Source organism: Actinocatenispora sera (genome assembly GCF_018324685.1).
Taxonomy (GTDB): domain Bacteria; phylum Actinomycetota; class Actinomycetes; order Mycobacteriales; family Micromonosporaceae; genus Actinocatenispora; species Actinocatenispora sera.
Window position 1 is genome coordinate 225,936 of record NZ_AP023354.1, and the last position, 26,413, is coordinate 252,348.

Here is a 26,413-nt window from a genome sequence, read left to right on the forward strand (position 1 = left end):
CTCGGGCATCCGCCCGGGGATGGCACCGCCGTACCGCGATCGGCTTAGCACCGGGCAGACCCGGTGCTACGCCGGTCAGCCCGTCTTCGCCGGGGCGGGGGCGTCCAGGATGGTGGTGATCAGCTCGGCGCACCAGTTGAGCAGCGGCAGGTCACGCATCGGCTCGCCGCCGACCCGGCGGGTCGTCGGCCGGTTCACGCTGACCATGTCCACAGTGGACTTGAAGGTCGCGTCCGGGTAGAACCGCTTGAGCCGCAACTGCTTCGAGTCGGGCAGCGGCATCGGGCTGAACCGGACGTGCCGGCCCTGCAGCGACACGTCGGTCAACCCGTACCGCCGGGCGAGCAGCCGGAAGTTGGCCACCTGGAGCAGGTTCTCCACCGGGGTCGGGATCTCCCCGTACCGGTCGGAAAGCTCGGCGCGGACCTCGTCCAGCGCCGCCTCGTCGCGTACCTCGGCGAGCTTGCGGTACATCTCCAGGCGTAGCCGCTCGACCGAGATGTAGTCGTGCGGCAGGTGCGCGTCGACCGGCAGGTCGACCTTCACCTCCGCGATCTCCTCCGGCGCCTCGCCCTTGAACGCCTGCACCGCCTCGCCGACCATCCGCACGTACAGGTCGAAGCCGACGCCCTCGATGTGCCCGGACTGCTGGCCGCCCAGCAGGTTGCCGGCGCCGCGGATCTCCAGGTCCTTCATCGCCACGAACATGCCGGCGCCGAGCTCGGTGTGCTGCGCGATGGTGGCGAGCCGCTCGTGCGCCTGCTCGGTCAGCGGCTTCTCGCCCGGGTAGAGGAAGTAGGCGTAGGCGCGTTCCCGGCCGCGGCCCACCCGGCCGCGGATCTGGTGCAGCTGGGACAGGCCGAGGATGTCGGCGCGCTCCACGATCAGCGTGTTCGCGTTCGGGATGTCGATGCCCGACTCGACGATCGTGGTGCAGACCAGCACGTCGATCTCGCGGTTCCAGAAGTCGAGCATGATCTTTTCCAGGCGCTCCTCGCCCATCTGGCCGTGCGCCACCGCGACCCGCGCTTCTGGTACCAGTTCGCGGATCCGGCGGGCCGCCTTCTCGATCGACTCGACCCGGTTGTGCAGGTAGAACACCTGGCCGTCGCGCAGCAGCTCGCGCCGGACCGCGGCGGCGACCTGCTTGTCGGCGTACGCCCCGACGAAGGTGAGCACCGGGTGCCGCTCCTCCGGCGGGGTGGCGATCACCGACATCTCCCGGATGCCGGTCACCGCCATCTCCAGGGTCCGCGGGATCGGCGTGGCCGACATCGTCAGCACGTCGACGTGGGTACGCAGCTGCTTGAGGTATTCCTTGTGCTCGACGCCGAACCGCTGCTCCTCGTCGACGATGACCAGGCCCAGCTGCTTGAACCGGGTCTGCGAGGACAGCAGCCGGTGGGTGCCCAGGACGATGTCGGCGCTGCCGTCGGCGATGCCGGTCAGGGTCTGCTCGGTCTCGATCGCCGTGTTGAACCGGGACAGGGTGCGGATGTTCACCGGGAACTGCGCCATCCGCTCGGTGAACGTGTTGTAGTGCTGCTGGGCCAGCAGCGTCGTCGGCACCAGCACCGCAACCTGCTTGCCGTCCTGCACCGCCTTGAACGCCGCCCGCACGGCGATCTCGGTCTTGCCGTACCCGACGTCGCCGCAGATCAGCCGGTCCATCGGGTACTGCTTGCGCATGTCGGCCTTGACCTCGTCGATGGCCTCCAGCTGGTCCGGCGTCTCCCGGAACGGGAACGCGTCCTCCAGCTCGCGCTGCCACGGGGTGTCCGGGCCGAACGCGTGGCCGGGCGAGTTCTGCCGCGCCGCGTACAACCGGATCAGCTCGGCGGCGATCTCCTTGACCGCCTTGCGGGCCCGGGACTTGGTCTTCTGCCAGTCGGCGCCGCCCATCTTGGACAGCGTCGGGTGCTCGCCGCCGACGTAGCGGGTGAGCTGGTCGAGCTGGTCGGTCGGCACGAACAGCTGGTCACCGGGCTGGTTGCGCTTGCTCGGCGCGTACTCCAGCACCAGGTATTCGCGCTCGGCGCCGTTGATCGTGCGGCGCACCATGTCCAGGTACTTCGCGATGCCGTGCTGCTCGTGCACCACGTAGTCGCCGGGCTTGAGCTCCAGCGGATCGATCGCGTTCTTCCGCCGGCGGCTCGGCATCCGGCGCATGTCCTTGGTGGACGCGCCCTTGCCGCCGGTGATGTCGTTACCGGTGATCACCACGATCTTGCCGGTCTCGTCGACGAAGCCGCGGTCCAGCCCGCCGCAGCCGACCAGGATCGACTGCGGTTCCGGCGGCTCGGCGATCGCCTCGACCAGCATGGCGCCCTGGTCGGCCTCGTGCAGCAGCTCGACCGTGCGCTGCGCCGGCCCGTGGCCCTCGAACACCAGCGCGACCGCGTACCCGTCGGCGGCCCAGCGGCGCACGTCGCCGAGCAACGCGGCACCGTCCCCGTGGTACAGCGGGGCGGGCTGCGCGCCGAGCGCGACCGCGTCGTCCGGCACCACGTCGTCCACGGCGGACGCCAGTTCGGGGTCGATCTCGGCGAGTTCGGCCTCGATCGAGGAGGGCGCCGACTCCGCCTCCACGGTGCCGAACGGGCTGAGGCTCCACCACGGCATGCCCAGCTCGTCGGCACGCCCGCGCACGTCGGCAAGGGAGTGGAAGGCGGCCGCGCCGAGGTCGATCGGCTCGGCGCCACCGGCCGCCGCGGCGGCCCAGCTGGCGGCGAGGAACTCCGCCGAGGTGGACACCAGATCGTGTGCCCGCGAGCGGATCCGCTCCGGATCGCAGGCGAGCACGACCGTACCGGTCGGCATGCCGTCGACCAGCAGCTCCAGGTTGTCGCCGCCGACCAGCGCCGGGGTCAGCGACTCCATGCCCTCCACCGGGATGCCCTCGGCGAGCTTCTCGCACATCTCCGCCAGGCCCGGGTGGTCGGCGGCCAGCGCCGCCGCTCGTGCCCGTACCTCCGGGGTGAGCAGCAGCTCGCGGCACGGCGGCGCGAGCACGACCGGCTTCTCCCCGGTCGGCTCGAACGAGCGCTGGTCGGCCACCGCGAACGGGCGGATCTCGTCCACCTCGTCGCCCCAGAACTCGACCCGCAGCGGGTGCTCCTCGGTCGGCGGGAACACGTCGAGAATCCCGCCGCGCACCGCGAACTCGCCGCGCCCGCCGACCATGTCGACCCGGCTGTACGCCAGGTCGGTCAGCCGCCGCGCGACCTGCTCCAGGTCCGCGGTGTCGCCGGAGGCGAGCCGCACCGGTTCCAGGTCGCCGAGCCCGCGCAACTGCGGCTGCAGCACGCTGCGCACCGCCGAGCAGACCACCCGGACCGGACCCTGCGCCGGCTCGCCGGCGACCGGGTGCGCCAGCCGGCGCAGGATGGACAGCCGCCGGGCCACCGTGTCCGAGCGCGGCGAGAGCCGCTCGTGCGGCAGCGTCTCCCAGGCCGGGTAGGACACGACCTCGTCCGGCGGCAACAGCGAGCGCAGCGCCTCGGCCAGGTCGTCGGCCTCCCGCTCGGTGGCGGTGACCGCGAGCACCGGGCGGCCGGCGCCGGCCGCCGCGTCGGCGGCGATCGCGGCGACCACGAACGGCCGCAGCGCCGGCGGTGCGGTCAGGTCCAACCGCTGCGCGGCCGCGCCGCCTTCGCGGGCGGTGTCGCGGGCGCGAGCGAGCGCCGGGTCGGCGAGGGCAGCGGTCAGCAGGCCGGCGAGCTTCATGTACGAGTCAACTCCAGGCACGCAGAATGGCCCCCGGGATCGCAGGCCCAGGGGTTGTGCGGCAAGCCTACGCCGGCCCACCGACAACCCGCTCCGCTCGCCGGCCGCCGCCGCTCCTCGCCGGCCGGACGCGGTGCCATACCGGCGGAAAGCGCTATCTCAGTCGGATACCACCACGGTCAACGGGGATCGGCAGTGGTGCGGAGGACGTCGATGCCGGCGAGCAGCCGCGCCAGCGCGAAGTCGAACCGGGCCGCGAGGTCCGGCGCGGTCAGCTCGCCGGCCAGCGCGACGACATGCGGGTACCGGTCGGGCGGCATCGCGCGCAGCCGGCCGGCGAGCCGGTCCAGGTACTCGCGGGGCGCCATCCCGGCGGCGACCTCGGCGGACAGCCGGTTCTGCTCCGCGGCGACGAAGCCGAACAGCCAGGTCACGTACGTGTACGTGGCGAACGCGGCGTCGTGGTCGGACAACCCGGCGCCGCGCAGCACCGCCAGCAGCGCCTCGATGTTGCGCAGCGCGTTCGGCCCGGTGGTGAACCGGCCGGCGATCAGCCGGGCGGAGTCGCGCCGGGCGAGCAGGTGCCGGCGCAGCGCGGCGGCCATCGCGGTCAGCGCGGCGCGCCAGTCGTCCTGCGCGTACCGGGTCAGGTCGATTCCGGCGAACAGTTCGTCGGCGAGCGCGTCGAGCAGTTCGTCCTTGTTCCGCACGTACCGGTAGAGCGACGCGGCACGCACCCCGAGCTCGGCCGCGAGGCCGCGCATGGTCACCGCGTCGAGTCCGTCGCGGACCATCAGCCGCACCCCGGCGTCGAGGACGACCCGCTCGGTCAGCGCCGGCTCGTCCTTGCGCGGCCGACCGCGCCGCCTCGCTCCGGCCCCGCCGCCGGGCACCCCCTCGGCCGGCGTCGCGTCGGCGGGCGTCCCGGGCCCGTGGGCGGGCGTCCCGTCGGAGCGGGCCCCGTCACTCGACGTGCCGTGCGCCGCTGCCGCGTCGGCGGGCCTTCCGTGGGCCGGTGTCCCGTGGGGCGGCGTCCGGTCGGTTGGCATGGCCCGCACGGTACCGGGCTATGCTGGTCGAGATTAAATGAACAGCGTTAGTTTTTGGAGGAACGATGCCCGCCCGGTACGTGACCGACCTGTTCGACGCGCTGCACGCGCACGGTGCGGCCACCGCGCTCGTCGCGGCCGGCCGCAGCTGGAGCTTCGCCGAACTGCGCGCCGACACGTACCGGACCGCACGGGCGCTGCGTGGCCTCGGCGTCGGGCGCGGCGACGGGCTGGTGCTGCTCGCGGCCAACACCCCGGACGCGCTGCTCGTTCGGCTCGCGGCGTACCTGCTGGGGTCGCGATTCACCCACGTGCACCTGGGGCCGACCACCCAGTCGGTGCCGCACATCGTCGCGGACGCCGACCCGACGCTCGTCGTCACCGCAGCCGCCGGCCTCGCGCTGCTCGACGGCAGCGGCCCGGCTGTCAGCGGCCCGGCGACCGGCCAGCCCGTGCCCGACAACCCGGCGACCGACGCCGCAGGAATCGACAGCCCGCTGACCGACGGTGCAGGGATCGAGGACCAGGTGACCGACGGCGCAGAGACGGTGACCGACGGCGCGGGAATCGAGGGCCCGCTGACCGACGGCGCAGGGATCGAGGACCAGGTGACCGACGGCGCAGAGTCGGTGACCGACGGCGCGGGAATCGAGGGCCCGCTGACCGACGGCGCAGGGATCGAGGACCAGGTGACCGACGGCGCAGAGTCGGTGACCGACGGCGCGGGAATCGAGGGCCCGGTGACCGACGGCGCAGGGATCGACAGCCTGCTGACCGACGGCCCGGTGATCAGCGGCGCGCGGATCGGCGGCGTGGCGCGGGGCGGCGACGTGCCGGTGGGCGCGGGGGCGTTCGGGGTGCGGGCGGTGACGGTCGAGCGGTTGGCGGGGTTGGCGGCCGGGGAGTCGGACGAGCCGCTGCCGGTCGCCGCGGCCGAGGACGACATCGCGCGGATCACGTACACCGGCGGTACCACCGGGCTGCCGAAGGGCGTGCCGACCACGTACGCCGCGCTGCACGCCGCGGCGCGGTCCGCGCTGGCCGGTGCCGCCGCCGCCCGGGACGAACTCGCGGCCCGTACCGGCAGTGCGCGGTTCCTGGCCGTGACGCCGATCGCCCACGTCGCCGGGGACATGGCGCTGATGATGCTGATGCTCGGTATCACCGTGGAGACGTACGACTTCGAGCCCGGCGCGATGCTCGCCTCGCTCGCCGCGCTGCGCGGTGGCGCGGTCCTCACGTACCTTTATCCGGCTCTGCTGGGCCAACTCCTGGACCATCCGGACCGCCGGCGCACCGACACCAGTGCGCTGTCGTTCGTGGTGTACGGCAGCGCGCCGATCGCGCCGGCCCGGCTGCGGGCCGCCATCGACGCGTTCGGCCCGGTCTTCCAGCAGGGGTACGCGTCGACCGAGGCGCCGGCGATCACCGCCCTCACCGTCGCCGACCACGTCCGCGGCCTGAACGACCGGCCCGAGCTGCTCGCTTCGGCCGGCCGGGTGCTGCCCGGCGTCGAGGTGACGATCCGGGACGCCGCCGGCGCCGTGCTGCCCGCCGGCGAGATCGCCGAGGTCTGCGTGCGCTCCGACTCGGTCATGCCGGGCTACTGGCGCCGCCCGGCCGAGACCGCCGCGGTGCTGCGGGACGGCTGGCTGCACACCGGCGATCTGGGCCGGTTCGACGACGACGGGTACCTGTACCTGGTCGGCCGGGCCCGCGAGATGATCATCGTCGGCGGCTGGAACTGTTACGCCGCACCGATCGAGGCGGCGTTGACCGAGCATCCGTTGGTACGAGCCGCATCCGTGGTCGGTGCACCGGACGGGACGACCGGCGAGGCGGTCGTCGCCTACCTGATCGCGGACGCACCGGTACCGGCGGACGAGCTGCGCGCGGTGGTGACCGCGCGGCTGCCGGAGATCAACGTACCGAGCCGGGTCGAGTACCTCGACGCGCTGCCGCTCACCCCGCTCGGCAAGCCCGACAAGAACGCCCTGCGCGCCCGGTCGCACTGAGCCGCACCGCTCCGCGGACGCACTGGACCGCACCACTCCCCAGTCGAGCGGAGCGGCACCGCTCCCCGGTCAAGCTGAGCCGCACCGCTCCCCGGTCGCGCCGAGCCGCACCGTTCCCTCGGCCGGGGGAGCCGGGCCGGTCTCGGTGGGGAGTCGCCGGACGGCGCATCGCCGGAACAGTACGGGCATGGCATCGACACCGCAGCACGACGCACACCGGCACCCCGACGTGGGCCGCCGCGCAGGGACTCCCGGTACCGCGGCGCCACCCGGTCGCGCAGCGCCGACCGACACCGAACCCCGCCCCGGTGGGCGCGCGTCCCGGGTCGTCGCCACCCGGCTGGCGCCGGCCGGGGCCGCCGCGATCGCGCTGGTACTGGCCGTGCTCGGGACCGGTTGGCTGGTCCGCGGCGACCGGAACCCGCTGGACCAGCCGACCGAACGGTTCGGCACCGCGCTGACCGACTTCCCGCCCGGGGCCGCCAACGCGGTGTTTCTCGGCAGTTGCCTCGCGGTGTGCGCCGCCGCCGTCTGGCTCGCGGCCAGCCCCCCGGCGCTCCGAGGCCAACGCCGGCCGGTCACCGTGGCCGTTGCCGCGGTGGGGATCGCGGCCGTACTCACGGTGCTGGACACCTCGATCCTCACCGTGCTCGGCTACCTGCCCGCCACGTTGATCGGTACCATGCTGCGGTCCGAGCTCAACGTGACGCTGCTCGCCTCGGTACCGCTGCTGCTCCAGGTGGCGCTGGCCGGGGCCGGGGTCGGTCTTGCGATCGGCCTCGCCGCGCGGATCCGGGGCCGCGGTGGCGCTCCGGCCCGGGTGCGGGCGAGTTGCCGGCGGTGGACGCACCTGGCGATGGAGGCGCCGCTGGTCTACGCCCTGACCCGGGTCCTGATGTTCTTCCGGGTACCGGGCTTCGACCTGGCACCGTTCGGCTCGCCGATCCTGTGGGCCGGGCTCGGACTCGCGGTCTCCGCCTCGCTCGGCGCGCTGCTCACCTGGGGACTGATCCGCCCCTGGGGCGAGGTGTTTCCCCGCTGGATGCCCGGCCTGCGGGGCCGCCGGGTACCGGTGCTGCTCGCGGTGCTGCCCGGCCTGCTCGTGGCCGGCCTCGTCGCCACCACGTCGAAGTCGGTGGTACTGAGCCTGGCGACCAACCCGGACGCGCTGGCGAACCTGCGGGAGTGGCCACTGGTGATGCTGCCCTCGCTGCTCTGGCCGCTGTGGTCGGTGGCCCTCGCCGTCGCCACCCTCCGCTACCGCCAACGCCGCCACCTGACCGGGCCCTGCCTACCGGTCGCGGTGGGCGTGGGCGGCGCCGAGCACGAACGCCAGTACCAGACTGAACAGCCAACCCAGCGCGATCGGCACGCTCACGGCATCCGCCGCACCAGCAGCCCCGACAGCCGCGCGTAGAACGTCGTCACCTGCGGGTCGTCCCCGATTTTGTCGACTGGCACCACCCGCAGGTAGACCGCCCCGTTCACCAGCGCCGGCATCCGCGACACCACCATCCCCCACCAACAGCCGTGCCCGTGCACCCCGGCCGCCGGCGAGATGAACACCTGATCACCCGCCCGGATATCGTCCGCGGACAACACGTATGTCGCAGTTGGTTTACGCTTCCCCACAGCCGGTACCTCCAATACCGGTCAGACCCCCGGTTTGCTCTAGCCAGCAGCCGGGGGTCGCTCCGTATCGACGCCTTCACGGTACGGCACATGTCAACTGATGTCTACTGTTGTCATGTGAGTTGAAATGATGTTGCGGGAGGCCAAACGATGCCTGGCAACTTCTACCGTGCAGGTGTGGCTGTCGACCCGGAATCGCCAGAGCTGATCTACGCGCAGGTCGCGCGCATCCTTCGGGACCGCGTGCAGGACGGGACGTACACGAACCGGCTGCCCGGCGAGCTCGACCTCGCCAACGAGCTTGGCGTCAGTCGCCCGAGTCTGCGCCGCGGCGTCGCCATCCTGGTGGACGAAGGTGTGCTCGTCGTCGTCCGCGGCAAGGGCATGTACGTCAACAGGTGATCGCGCCGGGTGTTGCGGTCGCCGTCGAAGATGGACCGATGACGGTCGATCCGGACAGCACCGAGTTGGTGTGGGAGCAGGTGTTGCGGATCCTGCGGGAGCGCATCGCCGACGGGACCTACCCGGTACGGCTGCCCGGCGAGCTGGCGCTGGCACAGGAGCTCGGCGTGGCCCGGCAGACGCTCCGCCGCGCGATCGCGGTCCTGGTCGACGAGGGTGTCGTCACCGTCGTGCGGAACAAGGGCGTCTACGTCAAGAAGTGACCGCGCCGGCGGTCCGCACGAGCCCCGCCCGACGGCGCAAGCAGGTACCGACACGCGAAGAGGGGCGCCACCATTGCGGTGGCGCCCCTCTTCGCGTCGGTTGGTCAGCTGGTTTCGCCGGCCATGGAGAAGGAGCGGAGCCGGTCGACGGCGAGGGCCAGGGCCCCGACCGTGAGGACGGCGGACATCACGATCGCCAGGATCAGCGACATCGGGCCGTGCACCAGCGAACTGCCGGAGAACGTGGCGGCGAACTCGGAGACGTACTTCTGCACCGAGAGGACCTTGGTGCCGTCCAGCACGTTGCCGAGCAGCCCCTCCCACAACAGGATGTACGCGAGGCCGACCAGCACCGCGCGCCGGATCACCAGGCTCGTCAACACGAACAGCGCCGAGTAGACGAAGGCGCCGATCAGGCCGGCGATGCCGAACCCGATGCCGACCGACACCGACGCGACGATGGTGCCGGCGATCAGCAGCGACACGCCGGCCACCAGGCCGGAGACCACCGCCGCGACCAGGTACTTCGTCAGCACGATCTCGCGCCGGGCGACCGGCTTGGCGAGGATGTGCACGATCGTGCCGTCGTCGATCTCCGAGCCGAGCACGCTGGTCCCGATGATCAGCGCGGTCAGCGGCAGGATCACCGCGACACCGAGGCCGGTCACCACCACCTGCAACGCGTCCCTGGTGGTCACGTCGCCGGTGCGGACCAGCAGCGACAGCGCGATCAGCACCAGCGGCAGCGGGATCAGCAGCAGCGACCGGCGCCGACCGAGCAGGCCGCGCAGCGTGATGCCGGCGATCGTCGGGTTGAACAGGCGCGGCCCGCTGGCCGGCGCCACCGTCGTGCGTGCGCTCACTTGGCACCTACCAGGTAGGAGAAGACGCTTTCCAGAGACTCGTCGGCCGGAACCACCGCGGACAACCGGATGCCGCGTTCCTTGGCGATTCGCGGCAGTGCGCGGGTGAACCGGCCGTAGTCGCTGGCCCGGACCTTGATGCCGCCCTCGGGCACGCCGCGGGCGGCGTAGCCGCCGGTCAGCTCGACACCGGCGACCGAGTCCTCGGCCATCAGCGCGACCGCGAGGGCCCGGTCGTCGGAACTGGCCAGCACGAACTCGTGCGGCCGGCTCGTCATCAGCCGCCGGATCTTCCGGTAGTCACCGGACGCGGCGAGCCGGCCGGCCACGATCACCTGGACGGTGCCGGACAGCTGCTCGACCTCCTCCAGGATGTGCGAGGAGAACAGCACGGTGCGGCCGGCGGAGGCCATCCGGTGCAGCAGGTCCATCATGTGCATCCGCTGCCGCGGATCCATTCCGTTGAACGGCTCGTCCAGCAGCAGCACCTGCGGGTCGTGCACCAGCGCGGCGGCGACGCGGGCACGCTGCCGCATGCCCTTGGAGTACGTCTCGATCCGGCGGTCCGCCGCGTCGACCAGGTCGACCATCTCCAGCGCCCGCTGGGTCGCGGCGGACACGTCGGGCAGCCGCTGCAGCTTCGCCGAGGCGTGGATGAACTCGCGCGCGGTCAGGAACCCGTGCACGTTCTCCCGCTCGGTGACCAGGCCGAGGAAGCGGTACACGTCGGGGTTGCGCCAGGCCGGCTGCCCCGCGATGTGGACGGTGCCGCGGGACGGCGCGAGCATGCCGGCCATCATGTGCAGCAGCGTGGTCTTGCCGGCGCCGTTGGGGCCGAGCAGGCCGGTCACCCCGGGGCCGAGCCGCATAGAGACGTCGTTGATCGCGACGACGTTGCCGTACCACTTGGAGACGGTGGACAGTTCCAGGGTGGCGGCATCGGTCGGGGCGACCGGCTTCGTCGCCGGTTCAGTGCCGATACTCATCGACCTTCCTCCTTCGTCGGAAGCCCGATGAGGCACGATGGGCGGTCCTCATGGTTCACTCGCTGACGCTCGCTCATCAGGACGCCACCTTCCGGTACCGGGTGATCAGCAGTGCGGTGCACAGGCCGACGAGGACGACGGCGGCGGCCGCGTAGATCGGGCCGTACGGACCGATGTCGAGCTCGGAGCCCGAGAACAGCCAGGCGCGCAGGCCGGCCAGGATGCCGGTGATGCTGGTCAGACCGGCCAGCTCGCGGGTCGCGCCGGTACCGACGACGCTCAGCACCCCGTTGATCGGCGAGGTGACAAGGAACAGCGCCACCACCGCGCCGGCCGCGATCGCCCGCCGCGAGGACAGCGACGCCACCAGCAACGCGACCGCCGACAGCACCAGCGCGAAGATCGCCGAGACGACCAGGCCCGGTACCAGAGCGGTGAACTGGCTCCAGACGCCGCTCGCCGAGCCGGCGGAGAACGCGCCGCCGAGGAACATCACCAGCTCCGGCACCGCGAGGGTCAGGAACACGCCGGTGACGAGCGCGGCGAGCTTCGCCAGCACGTAGTCGTCCCGGCCGATCGGGCGGGAGAAGTACAGCGGGAGCACCTTGTTGCGCAGGTCGCGGGAGGCCAGCTCGGGTGCGGCGGTCGCGACGAACAGCATCAGCAGGAAGCTCAGCGTGCCGGGGAAGTTCGCGTAGTCCAGCGGCGGGATCGCCACGTTGAACCGCGCCTTGACCGCCGCCACCACCACCACGATCACCAGCAGGATGCCGGCCAGCGAGAACGGGAAGATCTTCGACTTCGGCCCACGCCCCAGCCCGAACACCGTGCGCAGGCTGTACGCGTAGAGCGAGCGCACCGAGTAGCTGCGACCCAGCCGCGGACCGGTGTACCGCTGGTAGCCGATGTCGTGGATGGTGCCGGTCGCCGACTCACTCATCGCCGCTCCTCCCCTCGTCCGTACCGGCAGATGCGGGCGCCGCGGCGTGTGCGGCCGGTGAGCCGAACAGCTCGGCGACCCGGTGCCGCCGCTCCTCCAGCCGGTGCAGCGGAAGGCCGAGATCGACGATCACGTCGCGCACCAGGTCGTACGTCGCCGGCGACTCGACCGGCGTCATCAGCGCCGCGCCGTCGTGACCGATCCGCACCCCTCGAGCGGACAGGGCCGCGGCCAGCTCGTCGGTGCCCTCGTCGACCTCGACGGCGAGCACCGCGGTGCGCGCGGTCATGCTGGACACCCGGTCGGCCCGCAGCAGCCGGCCGGCCTCGATCGCGACCAGCCCGTCGGCGATCTGCTCGACCTCGCCGAGCAGGTGCGAGCACACCACCACGGAGATGCCGAACTCGGTGCCGATCCGGTGCACCAGGTCGAGCATGGCGTCCCGGCCGGCCGGGTCAAGGCCGTTGGTCGGCTCGTCGAGCAGCAGCAGCTCGGGGTCGTGCACCAGCGACTGGGCCAGCTTGACCCGCTGCTTCATCCCGGTGGAGTAGCCGCCGATCTGGCGGTACCGCTCCTCGTAGAGCCCGACGTGCCGCAGCACCTCGGACGCGCGCTCCCGGGCGGCCGCGCGCGGCAGCCCGGACATGCGCCCCATGTGGGTGACGAACTCGGCTGCCGACACGTCCGGCGGCAGGCTGTCGTTCTCCGGCATGTACCCGACCCGGGCGCGCACCTGCTCGCCCTGACGGGTCGGGTCCAGGCCCAGCACCCGTAGCTGCCCGCCGGTGGGCGCGAGCAGCCCCAACATCGTCTTGATCAGCGTCGACTTGCCCGCGCCGTTCGCGCCGACCAGTCCAGTGATGCCCGGCTCGATCTGCACGGTGAGATCGGCGAGGGCGGTGACCGCCGTGCCGTATCTCTTCGTGAGCGCCTGGGTCGTGATGATGGCCACGTATCGAACCGTACGTGTCCGGCGGGCGGGTGTCGTCCGGCGAGCGTCGTACATCGACCCTGACTTTCGACATAAGGGGAACCCCGAGGGCCCCGCGTTGTCGCTCCCGGTGGCTACCCTGCTTCGGCGAGACAGGGGAGGAACGTGGACCGGACTTTCCAGGTCGACCTGCGTGGCGTGGTCGATCTGCTCAGCAATCACCTTTATGCCAGCCCTCGGGTGTATCTGCGGGAGTTGCTGCAGAATGCCGTCGACGCGCTGACCGCCCGGACCGGCGGGCCGCCGCCGGCGGTGTCGGTGCGCACCGGTGCCGGCACCCTGTCGGTGTCCGACAACGGGATCGGGCTGACCGAGGCGCAGGTGCACGAGCTGCTCGCCACGATCGGCCGCAGCGGCAAGCGGGACGAGCTGGGCTTCGCCCGGCAGGAGTTCCTCGGCCAGTTCGGCATCGGCCTGCTGTCGGCGTTCCTGGTCGCCGACGAGGTGCGGGTGGTGACCCGCTCGGCCGCCGGCGGCCCGGCGCTGGGCTGGGTCGGCCGCGCCGACGGCACCTACCGGGTCGAGCCGGCCGACCGGGACGAGCCCGGCAGCACCGTCACGCTCACCGCGCGGCACGGCTGCGGGCAGTGGTTCGCCCCGACGACCGTGACCGAGCTGGCCCGGCTGTACGGGTCGATGCTGCCGGTCCCGGTGACCGTCGACGGCACGCCGGTCACCGACGCCGGCCCGCCCTGGCGCGACGACGACCGGCCGGCCGGCACCCGCCGCGCCGACCTCGTCGGGTACGCGCAGGACGTGCTCGGGTTCACCCCGTTCGACGTGATCGAGCTGTCCGTGCCGGCGGCCGGGCTGACCGGCGTGGCCTACGTGCTGCCGTTCTCCGCGAACCCGGCCGAGCGCACCCGCCACCGGGTCTACCTGAAGCGGATGCTTTTGGCCGAGTCGGTCGACGGGCTGCTGCCGGAGTGGGCGTTCTTCGTGCGCTGCGTGGTCGACGCGACCGAGCTGCGACCCACCGCGAGCCGCGAGGCGCTGTACGCCGACGACGCGCTCGCCGCCACCCAGGAGGCGATCGGCGCGCAGCTGCGCGGCTGGCTGGTGCGGCTGGCCGACACCGACCCCGACCGGTTGGCCCGCTTCCTCGCCGTGCACCACCTCGGCGTCAAGGCGCTCGCGGTGCACGACGACGAGATGTTGCGACTGGTCGCGCAGTGGTGGCCGATGGAGACCAACGTCGGCCGGATCACCCTCGCCGAGTTCGCGGCGCGGTACGGGCAGGTGCGGTACACCCAGACCGCGGACGAGTTCCGGGCGCTCGCGGCGGTGGCTGCCGCGCAGGACGTGCCGGTGCTCAACGGCGGGTACACCTACGACGCGGAGATCGTGGCCCGGTTCGGTGCGCTGCCCGGCGGGCCGGCGGTGCGCCGGCTGGACCCGAGCGAGCTCGCCACCCGGTTCGACCCGCTGCCGGCCGAGGTGGAGCTGCCGCTGCAGGAGTTCCGCCGGACCGCCCAGCGCGCGGTGGACGAGCTGGGCTGCGAGGTGGTGCTGCGCAGCTTCGAGCCGGCCACCGTCCCCGCGCTGTACCTGGTGGATCGCTCCGCCGCGCACGCCGCCGAGCTGCAAGCGACCAGGGCGCAGGCCGACGAGGTGTGGGCGGGCGTGCTGGACGCGTTCGTGAAGCCGGCCCAGCAGCGCCCGCAGCTGGTCCTCAACCACCGCAACGACCTGGTCCGGCGGGTGTGCGGGCTGCGCGACGAGCGGCTGGCGCACACCGCGACCCAGGCGCTGTACGGGCAGGCGCTGCTGCTCGGCCACCACCCGGTGCGGCCCGCGGACGTGGTGCTGATCAACCGGTCCTTCCTCGGCCTGCTGGACGCGGCCGTGCCACCCGAGCGCGACGAGAGGGCATGACGATGGCACACGGCGAAGACGAGGCGTGGGCCGCACTGTCCACGGCGTGGGACCTGCCGTACGGCCCGCCGCAGGTCGCCGCGATCGAGGCGGTGGTGGCCGAAGCGGACGCAGCCGAGTGGAACGACCTGCAGTTCGCGGCCCGCGCGCTCGCGGTCTCGGCCTACCAGTACGCCGGCGAGACCAGCAAGATGTTCGTGCCGTTCGCCTGGTGCCTCGCCGCGCTCGACCGGGGCGCGGCCGACGACCGGTTCGTGCACCAGGTGATGTGGTCGTTCAAGCACATCGTGGCGCACCTGCCGCTGTTCCCGGAGGTGCCGCTGGCGCGCACCGAGGCCGTGCTCGACGACATGGAGCGCCGCTACCGTGCCGGCGGGCACAGCATGCACGCCGTGCACCAGTACCGGTGGCTCGTCGCCCGCCACCTGGGCGACACGGCGGCCGCGGCCGAACAGTACCGGCTGTGGTGTGCCGCGCCGCGCGACGACCTGTCCGACTGCGCCGGCTGCGAGCCGACCGCGCGGATCGAGCACCTTGCGGACATCGGCGCCGACGAGGAGGCGATCGAGCTGTCGGTGCCGGTGCTCGCCGGCAACCTGACCTGCATCGAGCAGCCGCAGATGATCCTCACCGCGCTGCTGCTGCCGTACCTGCGCACCGGCCGGTACGAGCAGGCCGCCGACGCGCACCGCCGCGCCTACCGGTCACTGCGTTCGTCCCACTCCGACCTCGCGTCGATCGCGCAACACGTCGAGTTCTGCGCCCGTACCGGCAACGAGCCGCGCGGGTTGGAGCTGGTGCAGCGGCACCTGGGCTGGCTCGCCGCGCCGCCCGACCCGTACGCGGAGATGCGGTTCGCCGGCGCCACCGCGCTGCTGCTGCGCCGGCTGGCCGCGTCCGGGCACGGCGACACCGAGCTCGACCGGCCGCCGCTGACCGCCGACGAGACCACCGCGGACGGTGCCGCCCGGACCACGACGGTGGCGGCGCTGGGTGCCGAGCTGGCGGCGCGGGCGACGGCGATCGCGGCCCGGTTCGACGAGCGCAACGGCACCGGCCAGCAGGGCGCCGAGATCGCCGCGCTGCTGACCGCCGAGCCGCTGGTCGACCGGCTGCCGCTGGCGCGGGCCGGCTGGGGCAGCGCGGCGCCGGCCCCGGCGGTACCGGTCGAGCCGGTCGCGATGCCACCGCTGCCGACCGAGCCCGCGGCGCTGGCCGACGCGGCCGAGCGGTACGGGTCCCAGTTCGACGAGGCGGCGGAGCGGGCGGCCTGGGCCCGGTTCGACGAGGTGTGCCCGAGCCCGGTCGGTGCGCTTGCCGGCCGGCGGCTGATGTCCCGCGGGCTGGCCGAGTCGGACACCGACGTCGCGTCCGCCGAGGGGCACTGGCGCGCCGCGGCCGACCTGTTTCCGGACTCGCCGGTGCGCCGGCACACCGCGCTGAGCCTGGCCGGGCTGGCGCGCTGCCGGCAGGACGACCCGGAAACCGGGCTGGCCGAGCTGACCGCCGCGCGCGACGCGCTGGCCGAGTTGGCCGCCGCGGCACCGGCCGAGGAGGCGTCCGCCCAAGAGGCGCCCGCCGGGAAGGCGCCGGTCGAGGACGCGCCGGTCGAGGCGGCGCCGGTTGGAGACGCTCCGGTCGGGGAGGATCCGGTCGGGGAGGATCCGGTGGCCGCGGCCCGGACGGCGCAGGAACGGCTGGCGATGGGGCTGGACGCGGCCGGCCGGCAGCCGGCGGCGGTCGCGGCCGCACGGCAGGCCCTCGATCGTCCGGCCGACGACCGGCACACCGGCCGCACCCACGCGCTGCTGGCGTTCATGCACGCCAACTCGGGCGAAGCGGCGAGCGCGCTGTCCCACGCCGCCGAGGCGATCCGGCTGCTGGCCGGCCGCCCGGCCGAGATGGTGACGCAGGTACGGCTGCTCACCGGCCGACTGCATGCGCAGGCCGGCGACTTCGCCGCCGCGATCGGCGAGTTCCGGGCCGCCGCGGTCGGCGCCGAGGCGAACACCCGGGCCGAGGCTCTCCGGCTGTACGGGCACGCCACGCTCGACGCCGACCGGCCGGACGAGGCGATCGAGCCGCTCACCGAGGCCATCGGCCTGTGGTCCGGCCTCGGCCAACTGCGGCCGGTCGCGCACCTGCGCGCGGCGCTGGCCGACGCGCTGGGCCGGACCGGCCGGTACGACGAGGCGGCGAGTGTCGGGGAGGACGCGCTCGACGGGTTGACCGACCCGGACGACCTGCCGGTCCGGATCGACACGCTGTTGCTGCTGGGCGTCGCGTACCGGGAACTGCACGCCACCGAGGCGGCCATCGAAGCGCTCGACGAGGTCGCGCGGCACTGCGGCGCGGCCGACAACGCCGCCGGCGTCGGTGAGGCGAACGCGCGCATCGCCGAGATCCTGGACGGTGTCGACCGGGACGCCGAGGCGGCCCAGCGCTGGGCGGACGGCGCCGCCGCCTTCCGCACCGCCCGGCTCGCCGCGTCCGGTGACGCCGCCGAGCCCAGCGAGACCGGTGACGCCACCGAACTCAGCGGTGCCGGCGCGGCCAACGACGGGGGTGGGCCCGACTCGGCGGACGCGGCTGGCGCGGCCGACGACGGGGGCAGGACCGGCGCAGCCGGCGCGGCCGGCGACGGCGCCGGGGGCGGGCCCGACGCGGCGGAGCGGGTGGCGCGGTTGGCGGTGGACGAGCTGCGGGCGGCACGCAACGCGGCGCTGTCCTGGCAGTGGGCCGACCAACCGGAGCGGGCGCTCGCCGCGCTGCCGGCCGCGGACGCGGCGGCGCAGGTCGCGGGTACCGAAACGCCGCGGGCCTGCTGGGAGGTGGCCGTGCTCGGGTACGACGCGGGCCGCATCCTCGCCAACGCGGAGCGGCTCGACGAGGCGCTGGCGCGAACCGGCAGGGCCACGACGCTGTTCGCCGGGTTGCGGGCGGGCGGTGACCTCGATCCGGCGCCGACCCCGGTGGAGATCGCGGTACGCACGCTGCACGCCCGGCTGCTGATCGGGCTGGACCGGCGGGCCGACGCCCGCAGCACGCTGACCGCGCTGCTGGACGAGCTGCCGCCGGCGGCCGAGGAGCACCGGGCCGACATCACCGCACTGCTCGCCGACACCGAACGCTGAGCCCCGGTACGGCGCGGGTCGGCGGCAACGCCCCGACCCGCGCGGCACCGAACACCCGCCCGGCGCCGAGCACCCACCGGCGCCGGCCATCTGTCACGGCACCGGACACCCGCACGACGCCGGGCAGCTGGCACGGCACCGGACACCGCCCGGCACCCGGGCCCCCGCGGCGCCGGTCAGCTGTCACGGCGCCGGCGGGGTCACTGTGCGGCTGGTCGGTCGGCGCGTTGGACGTTGCCGGCCAGGGTGTTCAGCAACGCGGGCAGCTGCGTCACGCTGGTCTCGGCGACGCCGGCCACCGTCTCCTCGGCGAGATCGCGCCAGAGCCGCCGGATCTGCTCGACCAGGGCGGCACCGCTGTCGGTGAGTTCGACGACGCTGGCGCGCTTGTCGCCCCGGGCGGGTCGACGGCGAACGTAGCCGGACGCCTCCAGCTTGCGACTCATCTGCGTCACGCTGGGTGGCTCGCAGCCGAGCGCGGCGCCGAGCGCCGCCTGGATCATCGGCCCGCTCCGCGCCAGCTCCAGCAGCAGCGCCTCCTGGCCCGGGTACAGACCGAGCGGTGCCAGCAACTCGCCCACCCGGGCCCGGTGGCGCAGGCTCAGCCGGCGGATGGCCTGGTTGATCGCGTCGGCCTGGTCGAAGTCCATGGAAACCCCTTGGCGCCAGTTAGTTATGCGGATAATGTTATCCGCATAACTAACTCTACACGACCCTGGGGACGGGCATGACTGTCAAGATCGCCGTCATCTACTACAGCGCCACGGGCGCGGTCCACGCACTCGCCGAGGCGGTCGCGGGCGGCGCGGCCGCGGCCGGCGCCGAGATCCGGTTGCGGCCGGTCGCCGAACTGGCGCGGGACCACGAGATCGACCGGGACCCCCGGTGGCGGGAGCACGTCGACGCCACCGCGGCGACGCCCGAGGCGTCGCCGGCCGACCTGGTGTGGGCCGACGCGCTGGCGTTCGGCACGCCGACCCGGTTCGGCACCCCGGCCGCGCCACTCAAGCAGTTCATCGACCAGACCACCGAGCTGTGGCGGGACGGTCTGCTCGCCGACAAACCGATGACCGCCTTCACCTCGGCGTGGAACACGCACGGCGGCACGGAGGCGACCATCCTCTCGCTGGCCAACGTCTTCTACCACTGGGGCGGGCTGATCGTCCCGCCCGGCTACACCGACCCGGCCGTGTACGCCGCGGGCGGAAACCCGTACGGCACCTCGTTCGCGGCGAGTGCCGGGGGCGGCGGCGCACCGGACCCCGCGACGCTCGACGCGGCCCGGTACCAGGGTCGGCGGCTGGCCCGGACCACCGCCGTACTGCTGGCCGGGCGACGCGCCGCCGACCCGGCCCTCGAAACCGTCTGAGCGCCCGACGCGGGAGGGAAATCATGACAAGCACCCGAACCGGGCCGGCCAGGACCGACCGCACCACCGGTGGCGCCCGGCTCGTCCTCGCGCTGATCTGTGCCTGCCAGTTCATGGTGATCCTCGACTCGGCGATCGTGAACGTCGCGCTGCCCTCGGTCGGGACGGAGCTGCGCTTCACCCCGACCGGTCTCACCTGGGTGGTGAACGGGTACCTGCTCACGTTCGCCGGTCTGATGCTGATCGGCGGTCGCGCCGCCGACGTCTTCGGACCGCGCCGGGTCCTCCTCGCCGGGCTGGCGCTGTTCTCCGTGGCCAGCCTCGTGGGCGGGCTGGCACCGGTCCCCGGCGTACTGGTGGCGGCGCGCGGGGCGCAGGGCGTGGGAGCTGCGCTGCTGGCGCCCGCCACGCTCGCCGTGATCAACACGGGTTTCACCGAGGCGGGCAGCCGGGCCAGGGCGTTCGGCGCCTGGTCGGCCGCCGGTGGCATCGGCGGCACGGCCGGTGCCCTGGCCGGCGGGGTGATCACCACCGGGCTGTCCTGGCGATGGATCTTCCTGATCAACGTGCCGATCGGCGCACTGCTGATCGCCGTCGCGGCGACGGCGTTGCCCGCGGTGCGCCCGCACGGCCGGCCCTCGCTCGATCTCGTCGGCGCGATCACCGGTACCGCCGGGCTCGCCGCCCTGGTCTACGGGGTGATGGGGGCCGCCGACCACGGCTGGCGGTCGGCATGGGTGCTCGGACCGGGCGGCGCCGGACTGGTGCTGCTCGTGGTGTTCACCGTCGTCCAGGCGCGCATCGCCCGCCGGCCGCTGCTGCCGCTGCGGATCTTCGCCGTACGAGGGACCGCGGTGGGCACCGGCATGCTGGTGTTGTTCGGCGGTGTCGTCATGGCGATGTGGTACTTCACCTCGCTGTTGCTGCAGAACGTGCTGGGCTACAGCGCCTTGCGGGCCGGGCTCGGCCAGACACCGGCCGCGGTGGCGTTCCTGCTGGTCGCGCGGGCCACGTCCGGGTTGTTGCCGCGGATCGGCGCGCGGCGGTCGATCCTGGCCGGCGCCGGGCTGCTCCTGGTCGGCTTCGGCTGGCTCGCCCGGGCCGATGCCGGCACCGGGTACCTCACCGGCGTGCTCGGGCCGACCCTGCTCGTCGCCGTCGGGATCGGCCTGGTGTTTCCCACCGTGATGGCCGTGGCGACCGCGGACGCGCCGGAGCGGGACGCCGGCGTGGCCGGCGGCGTGGCCACCACGGCCAACCAGGTGGGTTCCTCGATCGGCCTCGCCGTACTTGCCACTGCCGCGAGCGCCGTGTCGGCCGCCGACCGGCACCCGGGTTCCCCGGCCGCCCTCGCCGGCGGCTACGACCGGGTCTTCCTCGCCGCGGCCGGACTCGCGGTGGGCATCGCGGTACTGAGCGTCCTGCTGCCACGACGAGCACGCCGCTGACGGGGGCCCGTCACCGTCCGCGCAGGGGGCGGCCTCTGACGGGGCCGTCACCGTCCGTGCGGGGCGGGCGAACCGCTCCGCACGGTCGAGGTACCCCCTTGCCGGACGGCCGGTCGGTGAGTGGACGATCTCACACCGTCGCGGGCAGGTCGGCGGGGCTCGTTAGGATCGCTGCGACAAACGATCTCCCGACAGCGTCGTCGGAGGCACCCTGGACATCGGGAGGGAGCTTCCATGACCGATCAGTCGAACACCGACGCGCCGGACGCGGCGTTGCGGGCGGACATCCGGCGGCTGGGCACGCTGCTCGGCGAGGCGCTGGTTCGCCAGGAGGGCAGCGAGCTGCTCGCCGAGGTCGAGGAGGTTCGCGCCCTGGTGCGCACCGACTCGGCCACCGCGGCGCAGCGGCTCGCCGCGCTGGACGTGGCGACCGGTACCAAGTTGGGTCGCGCGTTCTCGACCTACTTCCACCTGGCGAACGTGACCGAGCAGGTGCATCGGGCCCGCGAGCTGCGCGCGGCCCGCGCGGTCACCGGCGGCTGGCTGCGGGAGACCGCGGAGCTGATCCGCAAGGCCGGCACCTCGGCCGCCGACATCGATGCGGCGGTCCGGCGGCTCGCGATCCGGCCGGTGTTCACCGCGCACCCGACCGAGGCGGCCCGCCGGTCGATCCTGGTCAAGCAGCGCGCGCTGGCCGACACGCTGGACGCGGAGGCGGCCGAGCGGGCGCTCGGCGGCGGCGCGGACACGGCCGCGTACGACCGGCGGTTGGCGGAGCTGATCGACCTGCTGTGGCAGACCGACGAGCTGCGACTGACCCGGCCGGAGCCGACCGACGAGGCCCGCAACGCGATCTACTACCTGACCGAGCTGTACGCGAACGCCGCGCCGCGGGTGCTCGCCGACCTGCACGACACGCTGGCCGACCTGGGCGCCGAGGTGCCGGTGACGGCGCAGCCGTTCACGTTCGGTACCTGGATCGGCGGCGACCGGGACGGCAACCCGTACGTGACGCCCGAGGTCACCGCGAACGTGCTGCGGTTGCAGCACGAGTACGGCATCCGGGCGGCCGAGCACGCGATGGACGGGCTGGTCAGCGACCTGTCGCTGTCCGCGCGGCACGCGCACCTGTCGGAGCCGCTGGCGGCCAGCCTGGACGCCGACCTGGCCGCGCTGCCGGAGCTGCCGGCCCGGTTCCGCCGGGTCAACGCGGAGGAGCCGTACCGGCTGAAGGCGCGGTGCATCAAGCAGAAGCTGGCGAACACCCGGGCCCGGCTGGCCGCCCGGCGGCCGCACGAGCCGGGTCGCGACTACCTGGGTACCGCGGAGTACGTCGCGGACCTGGAGCTGATCCGCACCTCGCTGGCCGAGCACGACGGGGCGCTGATCGCCGACGGCCGGGTGGCCGACGCGATCCGGGCGGCCCAGGCGTTCGGCCTGCAGCTGGCGACGATGGACGTACGGGAGCATTCGGAGAAGCACCACGCCGTGCTGGCGCAGCTGTACCGGGCGGTCGGTGAGGTCGACTACGCGAGCCTGGACCGGCCGGCCCGTACCGAGCTGCTGGTGGCCGAGCTCGCCGGGAGGCGGCCACTGTCCACTCCGGACGTGGCGCTGGACGAGGCGGAGCGGCGCACCTACGACGTGTTCGCGACGATCCGCGAGATGCAGGACACGTTCGGGCCGAAGGTGATCGAGAGCTACATCGTCTCGATGACGCACGGCGTCGACGACCTGCTGGCCGCGGTGGTGCTGGCCCGGGAGAACGGCCTGGTCAATGTCCACAGTGGACACTCTCGGCTGGATTTCGTGCCGCTGCTGGAGACGGTGCACGAGCTCAAGCCCGCCGGCGAGCTGCTCGACGCGTGGCTCAGCATCCCGGCGTACCGCAAGATCGTGGCCGCCCGCGGCGACGTGCAGGAGATCATGCTCGGCTACTCGGACTCCAACAAGGAGGCCGGGATCGCGTCCAGCCAGTGGTCGATCCACCAGGCCCAGCGGGCGATGCGGGACGCGGCCGCGAAGCACGGCGTCACGTTGCGGCTGTTCCACGGCCGCGGCGGTACGGTCGGGCGCGGTGGCGGCCCGACGCACGAGGCGATCCTGGCCCAGCCGTACGGCACCCTGGACGGCTCGATCAAGGTCACCGAGCAGGGCGAGGTCATCTCCGACAAGTACACGCTGCCGGCGCTGGCCCGGGAGAACCTGGAGCTGACCGTGTCCGCGGTGCTGCAGGCGACGCTGCTGCACACCGAGCCGCGGCAGCCCGCCACCGAACTCGCGGTCTGGGACTCGGTGATGGACACCGTCGCCGGCGCCGCCGAGAGCGCCTACCGCAACCTGGTGGAGCACCCCCGGCTGCCCGACTACTTCTGGGCCTGCACACCCACCGCGCTGCTCGGCTCGCTCAACATCGGCTCCCGGCCGTCGAAGCGACCCAACACCGACGCCGGCCTGGACGGGCTGCGCGCGATCCCGTGGGTCTTCGGCTGGACCCAGACCCGCCAGATCGTCCCCGGCTGGTACGGGGTGGGCAGCGGCCTGGCCGCCGCCAACGCGGCCGGGTTGACCGACACGCTGCGCGCGATGTACCAGCGATGGCAGTTCTTCCGCACGTTCATCTCGAACGTGGAGATGATGCTCGCGAAGACCGATCTGTCCATCGCCCGGCGCTACGTCGACGCGCTGGTGCCGGACGAGCTGCGGCACTTCGCCGACCAGATCGAGACCGAGTACGCCTCGACCGTGCGCGAGGTGCTCGCCATCACCGGCGAGGCGCACCTGCTCGACGCCCAGCCGGTACTGCGGCGCACCCTGGAGGTGCGCGACACGTACCTGGAGCCGCTGCACCACCTGCAGGTCTCGCTGCTCTCGAAGTACGCGGCGGCGGGTGGGGCGGACGCCGGCGACGAGGCGCTCCAGCGGGCGCTGCTGAGCACCGTCAACGGCATCGCCGCCGGCCTCCGCAACACCGGCTGACCCACCCGGCCGCCCCCGCCCGGGCAGTTGCCACCCGGGCAGTTGCCACCCGGGCAGTTGCCACCCGGGCAGTTGATCAAGGGAATGCGCCCCGTCGCCCCAGGACGAGGTGTACCGATCCCTTGATCAACGCTACGGTCCCTTGATCAACACCGCGGTCCCTTGATCAACACCGCGGGCGCGTGATCGGCGCCGCGGGCGCCGTGATCGACGTGCCGGACGGGTGGCTGGGCGGGGGCGGTCGGTGTTACTCAGGATGGGCTGCGAGACTGTGCAGACCTGCCGATTGGGGGTGCGATGACCGACTGGGTCCTGCCCGACGGGGTGCTGCGCGACGCGCCGTCCCACACCCCGCGGCCCGCCGAGCTGGCCGACCTCGAGCTCCTGCTCTCCGGGGCGTACGCGCCGCTCACCGGGTTCCTGGCCGGTGCCGACGCGGCGAGCGTGGCCCGCCGCGGCACCCTGGCCGACGGCACCCCGTGGCCGGTGCCGGTCACCCTGGTCGTCCCGGTCGAGGTGGCCGAGCGGCTCGATCCGGGTCAGCCGGTGCACCGGCTGCTGATCCTGACCGATCCGGAGGGCGCCCCGGTCGCCGCCGTCGAGGCGATGGAACTCACCGAGGTCCGGGCCGGGTGGTTCCGGGTCGGCGGGCCGGTGCGCCGGGTCGGCGCCCCCGAACACGGCGCGTTCCGCCGGCTGCGCCGCACCCCCGACCAGGTGCGCGCCGGGCTGCCGGACGGCCGGGTGCTCGGCGTGATCGCCACCCGCCCGCTGCACCGCCCGCAGCTGGCGCAGATCGGCAACGCCGCGCGCACCATCGGCGCGCACGTGCTGATCTTCGTACCGGTGGCCGGGCCGACCCCGGAGGGTCTGGCTCCGGAGGTGCTGGTGCGCTCGATCCTCGCCGCGAGCGACCGGATCCCGCCGGCCACGATCGTGGCGGTACCGCTCGCCTCGCACGGCGACGAGGTGCGCGACGGGCTGCTGCGGGCCCGGGTGGCGGGCAACTACGGCGCCACCCACCTGCTGTCCACCGGTGTCGCGGTCGGCGGCGGCATCCGCGTCGTGGTGCCGCGCGACTTCGCGTACGACAACCGGGACGGCCAGTGGCGCCCGATGGACGACGTGCCGCCGCGGCAGCGGCGTACCGCGATGTCCGTCGACGACATCAACGACCTGCTCGACCGCGGTTCGCCGCTGCCGGAGTGGCACACCCCGCCGGCGGTGGCCCGGGAGTTGCGCAAGGCCCGGCCGCCGCGGCACCAGCGCGGCCTGGTGCTGCTGTTCACCGGGCTGTCCGGGGCCGGCAAGTCGACCGTGGCCCGCGGGGTCGGTGACGCGCTGGCCGAGTCCGGCGAGCGGCGCGCGACGACGCTGGACGGCGACGTGGTGCGCCGGATGCTGTCCGCCGGGCTGGGCTTCTCGGCCGAGGACCGGGACCGCAACATCCGCCGGATCGGCTTCGTCGCCGCGGAGGTGGCCCGGCACGGCGGGATCGCCCTGTGCGCGCCGATCGCCCCGTACGCCCGGACCCGGGCCGAGGTGCGCGAGATGGTGCACGCGGTCGGCGCCGACTTCGTGCTGGTGCACGTCGCGACACCGCTCGCGGTCTGCGAGGAACGCGACCGCAAGGGGCTGTACGCGAAGGCCCGTGCCGGCATGGTCCCGTCGTTCACCGGCGTGACCGACCCGTACGAGGAGCCGACCGACGCCGACCTGACCCTCGACACGAGCAAGCTGAGCGTCGAGGAAGCGGTCGAGGAGGTTCTCGACTTCCTCGTCTCCGGCGGCTGGCTGGACCCGCTGTGACCACCGACCTGCTGCTGATCGTCGCCGGCCTCGGGGTCGGCGTCGTCGTCGGGCTGACCGGGATGGGTGGCGGCGCGTTGATGACGCCGCTGCTGGTGCTGTTCTTCGGGGTGCCGCCGCTCGCGGCGGTGTCCAGCGACCTGATGGCGAGCCTGGTGATGAAGCCGGTCGGCGGGCTGGTGCACCTGCGCCGCGGCACGGTGGACAAGCGGCTGGTGGGGTGGCTGTGCGTGGGCAGCGTGCCGTGCGCGTTCGGCGGCGTGCTGGTGGCCAGGTCGTTCGGCGACGGCGAACGCATGCAGCAGGTGGTGCAGCTGGCACTGGGCGCGGCGCTGCTGCTGGCGGTGGCCGGACTGGCCGCGAAGGCGTTCGTCGGCGTCCGCGACCGGGGCCGCGGCACGCCCGTCGAGCCGCCCCGGCCGGTACGCGCCCGGCCGGTGCCGACGGTGCTGGTGGGCGCGGTCGGCGGGCTGATCGTGGGGATGACCTCGGTCGGTTCCGGCTCGCTGATCATCGTCGCGCTGCTGGTGCTGTACCCGATGCTGTCCGCGCGTGATTTGGTCGGTACCGACCTGGTGCAGGCGGTGCCGCTGGTCGCTGCGGCCACCCTGGCGCACCTCGCGTTCGGCGACTTCCGGCTGTCACTCACGGCGTTCCTGCTGGTCGGCGCGTTGCCCGGGGTGTACGTCGGCGCGAAGCTGTCGTCGCGGGCGCCGGGGTCGGTGGTCCGCCGGGCGCTCGGGCTGGTGTTGCTCGCGAGCGGGCTGAAGATGCTCGGGGTGGGCAACCTGGCGCTGCTGGTCGCGGTGGCCGGCGGCCTGCTGGTGTGCGTGCCGGGCTGGCTGCTGCTGCGGCCGGTGCTCGCGGCCCGGCTCGCCGCACGTACCGCGCCGGCGACCGGTGCCGATGGCCGTACCCAATAAACCCACTAA

At 73.5% G+C, this 26,413-nt stretch carries 19 protein-coding genes; 11 read left to right on the forward strand and 8 right to left on the reverse strand.

Annotation, left to right across the window (positions count from 1 at the left end):
- Positions 1 to 75 precede the first annotated feature (75 nt).
- Both mfd and Asera_RS01025 read right to left on the reverse strand, forming a co-directional pair.
- Complete coding sequence (gene mfd / locus Asera_RS01020) at positions 76 to 3,726, reverse strand: transcription-repair coupling factor (RefSeq protein WP_030444848.1); 3,651 nt, start codon at positions 3,724 to 3,726, stop codon at positions 76 to 78.
- A 179-nt stretch (positions 3,727 to 3,905) separates the two neighbouring features.
- On the reverse strand, positions 3,906 to 4,775 hold the full coding sequence (locus Asera_RS01025; protein ID WP_084130975.1) for a TetR/AcrR family transcriptional regulator: 870 nt from the start codon (positions 4,773 to 4,775) through the stop codon (positions 3,906 to 3,908).
- A 65-nt stretch (positions 4,776 to 4,840) separates the two neighbouring features.
- Between Asera_RS01025 and Asera_RS01030 the strand changes: the two genes are divergently transcribed.
- A complete protein-coding gene (locus Asera_RS01030) occupies positions 4,841 to 6,790 on the forward strand; it encodes an AMP-binding protein (RefSeq protein WP_212804475.1) in 1,950 nt (649 codons plus the stop codon).
- 187 nt (positions 6,791 to 6,977) lie between these two features.
- Entirely contained in the window at positions 6,978 to 8,207 is a 1,230-nt protein-coding gene (locus tag Asera_RS01035; protein WP_212804477.1) for a hypothetical protein, read from the forward strand.
- Here Asera_RS01035 and Asera_RS01040 read toward each other — a convergent pair.
- Positions 8,165 to 8,356: a hypothetical protein gene (locus Asera_RS01040; RefSeq protein WP_030444844.1), complete on the reverse strand. Its 192-nt coding sequence runs from the start codon at positions 8,354 to 8,356 to the stop codon at positions 8,165 to 8,167. The two genes, Asera_RS01035 and Asera_RS01040, sit on opposite strands and share 43 nt — an antisense overlap.
- A gap of 243 nt (positions 8,357 to 8,599) precedes the next feature.
- Here Asera_RS01040 and Asera_RS01045 point away from each other — a divergent pair, with 243 nt between their 5' ends.
- Both Asera_RS01045 and Asera_RS01050 read left to right on the forward strand, forming a co-directional pair.
- Positions 8,600 to 8,824 carry a GntR family transcriptional regulator gene (locus Asera_RS01045; protein WP_030444843.1) on the forward strand — a complete coding sequence of 75 codons (225 nt, stop codon included), beginning with the start codon at positions 8,600 to 8,602 and terminating at the stop codon, positions 8,822 to 8,824.
- A gap of 38 nt (positions 8,825 to 8,862) precedes the next feature.
- On the forward strand, positions 8,863 to 9,087 hold the full coding sequence (locus tag Asera_RS01050; protein ID WP_030444842.1) for a GntR family transcriptional regulator: 225 nt from the start codon (positions 8,863 to 8,865) through the stop codon (positions 9,085 to 9,087).
- 104 nt (positions 9,088 to 9,191) lie between these two features.
- Here Asera_RS01050 and Asera_RS01055 read toward each other — a convergent pair whose 3' ends face one another.
- The 4 genes from Asera_RS01055 to Asera_RS01070 all read right to left on the reverse strand — a co-directional run bounded on the left by Asera_RS01055 (position 9,192) and on the right by Asera_RS01070 (position 12,828).
- Positions 9,192 to 9,950, reverse strand: a complete 759-nt coding sequence (locus Asera_RS01055) for an ABC transporter permease (RefSeq protein ID WP_244843679.1) — start codon at positions 9,948 to 9,950, stop codon at positions 9,192 to 9,194.
- Positions 9,947 to 10,936, reverse strand: coding sequence for an ABC transporter ATP-binding protein (locus Asera_RS01060; protein WP_030444840.1), 990 nt, complete (start codon positions 10,934 to 10,936; stop codon positions 9,947 to 9,949). Before Asera_RS01060 ends, Asera_RS01055 begins: the two co-directional genes overlap by 4 nt.
- Before the next feature lie 76 nt (positions 10,937 to 11,012).
- Positions 11,013 to 11,876 carry an ABC transporter permease gene (locus Asera_RS01065; protein WP_030444839.1) on the reverse strand — a complete coding sequence of 288 codons (864 nt, stop codon included), beginning with the start codon at positions 11,874 to 11,876 and terminating at the stop codon, positions 11,013 to 11,015.
- The gene (locus Asera_RS01070; RefSeq protein WP_051801830.1) at positions 11,869 to 12,828 is read right to left on the reverse strand and encodes an ABC transporter ATP-binding protein; all 960 of its coding nucleotides are present in this window, start codon (positions 12,826 to 12,828) and stop codon (positions 11,869 to 11,871) included. The genes Asera_RS01065 and Asera_RS01070 overlap by 8 nt, the downstream gene beginning before the upstream one ends.
- Positions 12,829 to 12,972: 144 nt before the next feature.
- Between Asera_RS01070 and Asera_RS01075 the strand changes: the two genes are divergently transcribed.
- Together Asera_RS01075 and Asera_RS01080 are read left to right on the forward strand one after the other, a co-directional pair.
- On the forward strand, positions 12,973 to 14,742 hold the full coding sequence (locus Asera_RS01075) for an HSP90 family protein (protein ID WP_030444837.1): 1,770 nt from the start codon (positions 12,973 to 12,975) through the stop codon (positions 14,740 to 14,742).
- Positions 14,739 to 17,876: a tetratricopeptide repeat protein gene (locus Asera_RS01080; protein WP_157034650.1), complete on the forward strand. Its 3,138-nt coding sequence runs from the start codon at positions 14,739 to 14,741 to the stop codon at positions 17,874 to 17,876. The genes Asera_RS01075 and Asera_RS01080 overlap by 4 nt, the downstream gene beginning before the upstream one ends.
- A gap of 200 nt (positions 17,877 to 18,076) precedes the next feature.
- Here Asera_RS01080 and Asera_RS01085 read toward each other — a convergent pair whose 3' ends face one another.
- Positions 18,077 to 18,526, reverse strand: a complete 450-nt coding sequence (locus Asera_RS01085) for a MarR family winged helix-turn-helix transcriptional regulator (RefSeq protein ID WP_030444835.1) — start codon at positions 18,524 to 18,526, stop codon at positions 18,077 to 18,079.
- A 77-nt stretch (positions 18,527 to 18,603) separates the two neighbouring features.
- Between Asera_RS01085 and wrbA the strand changes: the two genes are divergently transcribed.
- From wrbA to Asera_RS01110, 5 genes are all read left to right on the forward strand, one after another.
- Positions 18,604 to 19,245 (forward strand): NAD(P)H:quinone oxidoreductase, encoded by a 642-nt coding sequence (gene wrbA, locus Asera_RS01090; protein WP_030444834.1) that lies wholly within the window; start codon positions 18,604 to 18,606, stop codon positions 19,243 to 19,245.
- A 23-nt stretch (positions 19,246 to 19,268) separates the two neighbouring features.
- Positions 19,269 to 20,693 carry an MFS transporter gene (locus Asera_RS01095; protein WP_030444833.1) on the forward strand — a complete coding sequence of 475 codons (1,425 nt, stop codon included), beginning with the start codon at positions 19,269 to 19,271 and terminating at the stop codon, positions 20,691 to 20,693.
- A 234-nt stretch (positions 20,694 to 20,927) separates the two neighbouring features.
- Positions 20,928 to 23,672, forward strand: a complete 2,745-nt coding sequence (gene ppc / locus Asera_RS01100; protein WP_030444832.1) for a phosphoenolpyruvate carboxylase — start codon at positions 20,928 to 20,930, stop codon at positions 23,670 to 23,672.
- A gap of 297 nt (positions 23,673 to 23,969) precedes the next feature.
- Positions 23,970 to 25,481, forward strand: a complete 1,512-nt coding sequence (gene cysC, locus Asera_RS01105) for an adenylyl-sulfate kinase (protein WP_030444831.1) — start codon at positions 23,970 to 23,972, stop codon at positions 25,479 to 25,481.
- Positions 25,478 to 26,404: a sulfite exporter TauE/SafE family protein gene (locus Asera_RS01110; RefSeq protein ID WP_157034649.1), complete on the forward strand. Its 927-nt coding sequence runs from the start codon at positions 25,478 to 25,480 to the stop codon at positions 26,402 to 26,404. Before cysC ends, Asera_RS01110 begins: the two co-directional genes overlap by 4 nt.
- The last annotated feature ends 9 nt before the right edge of the window (positions 26,405 to 26,413 follow it).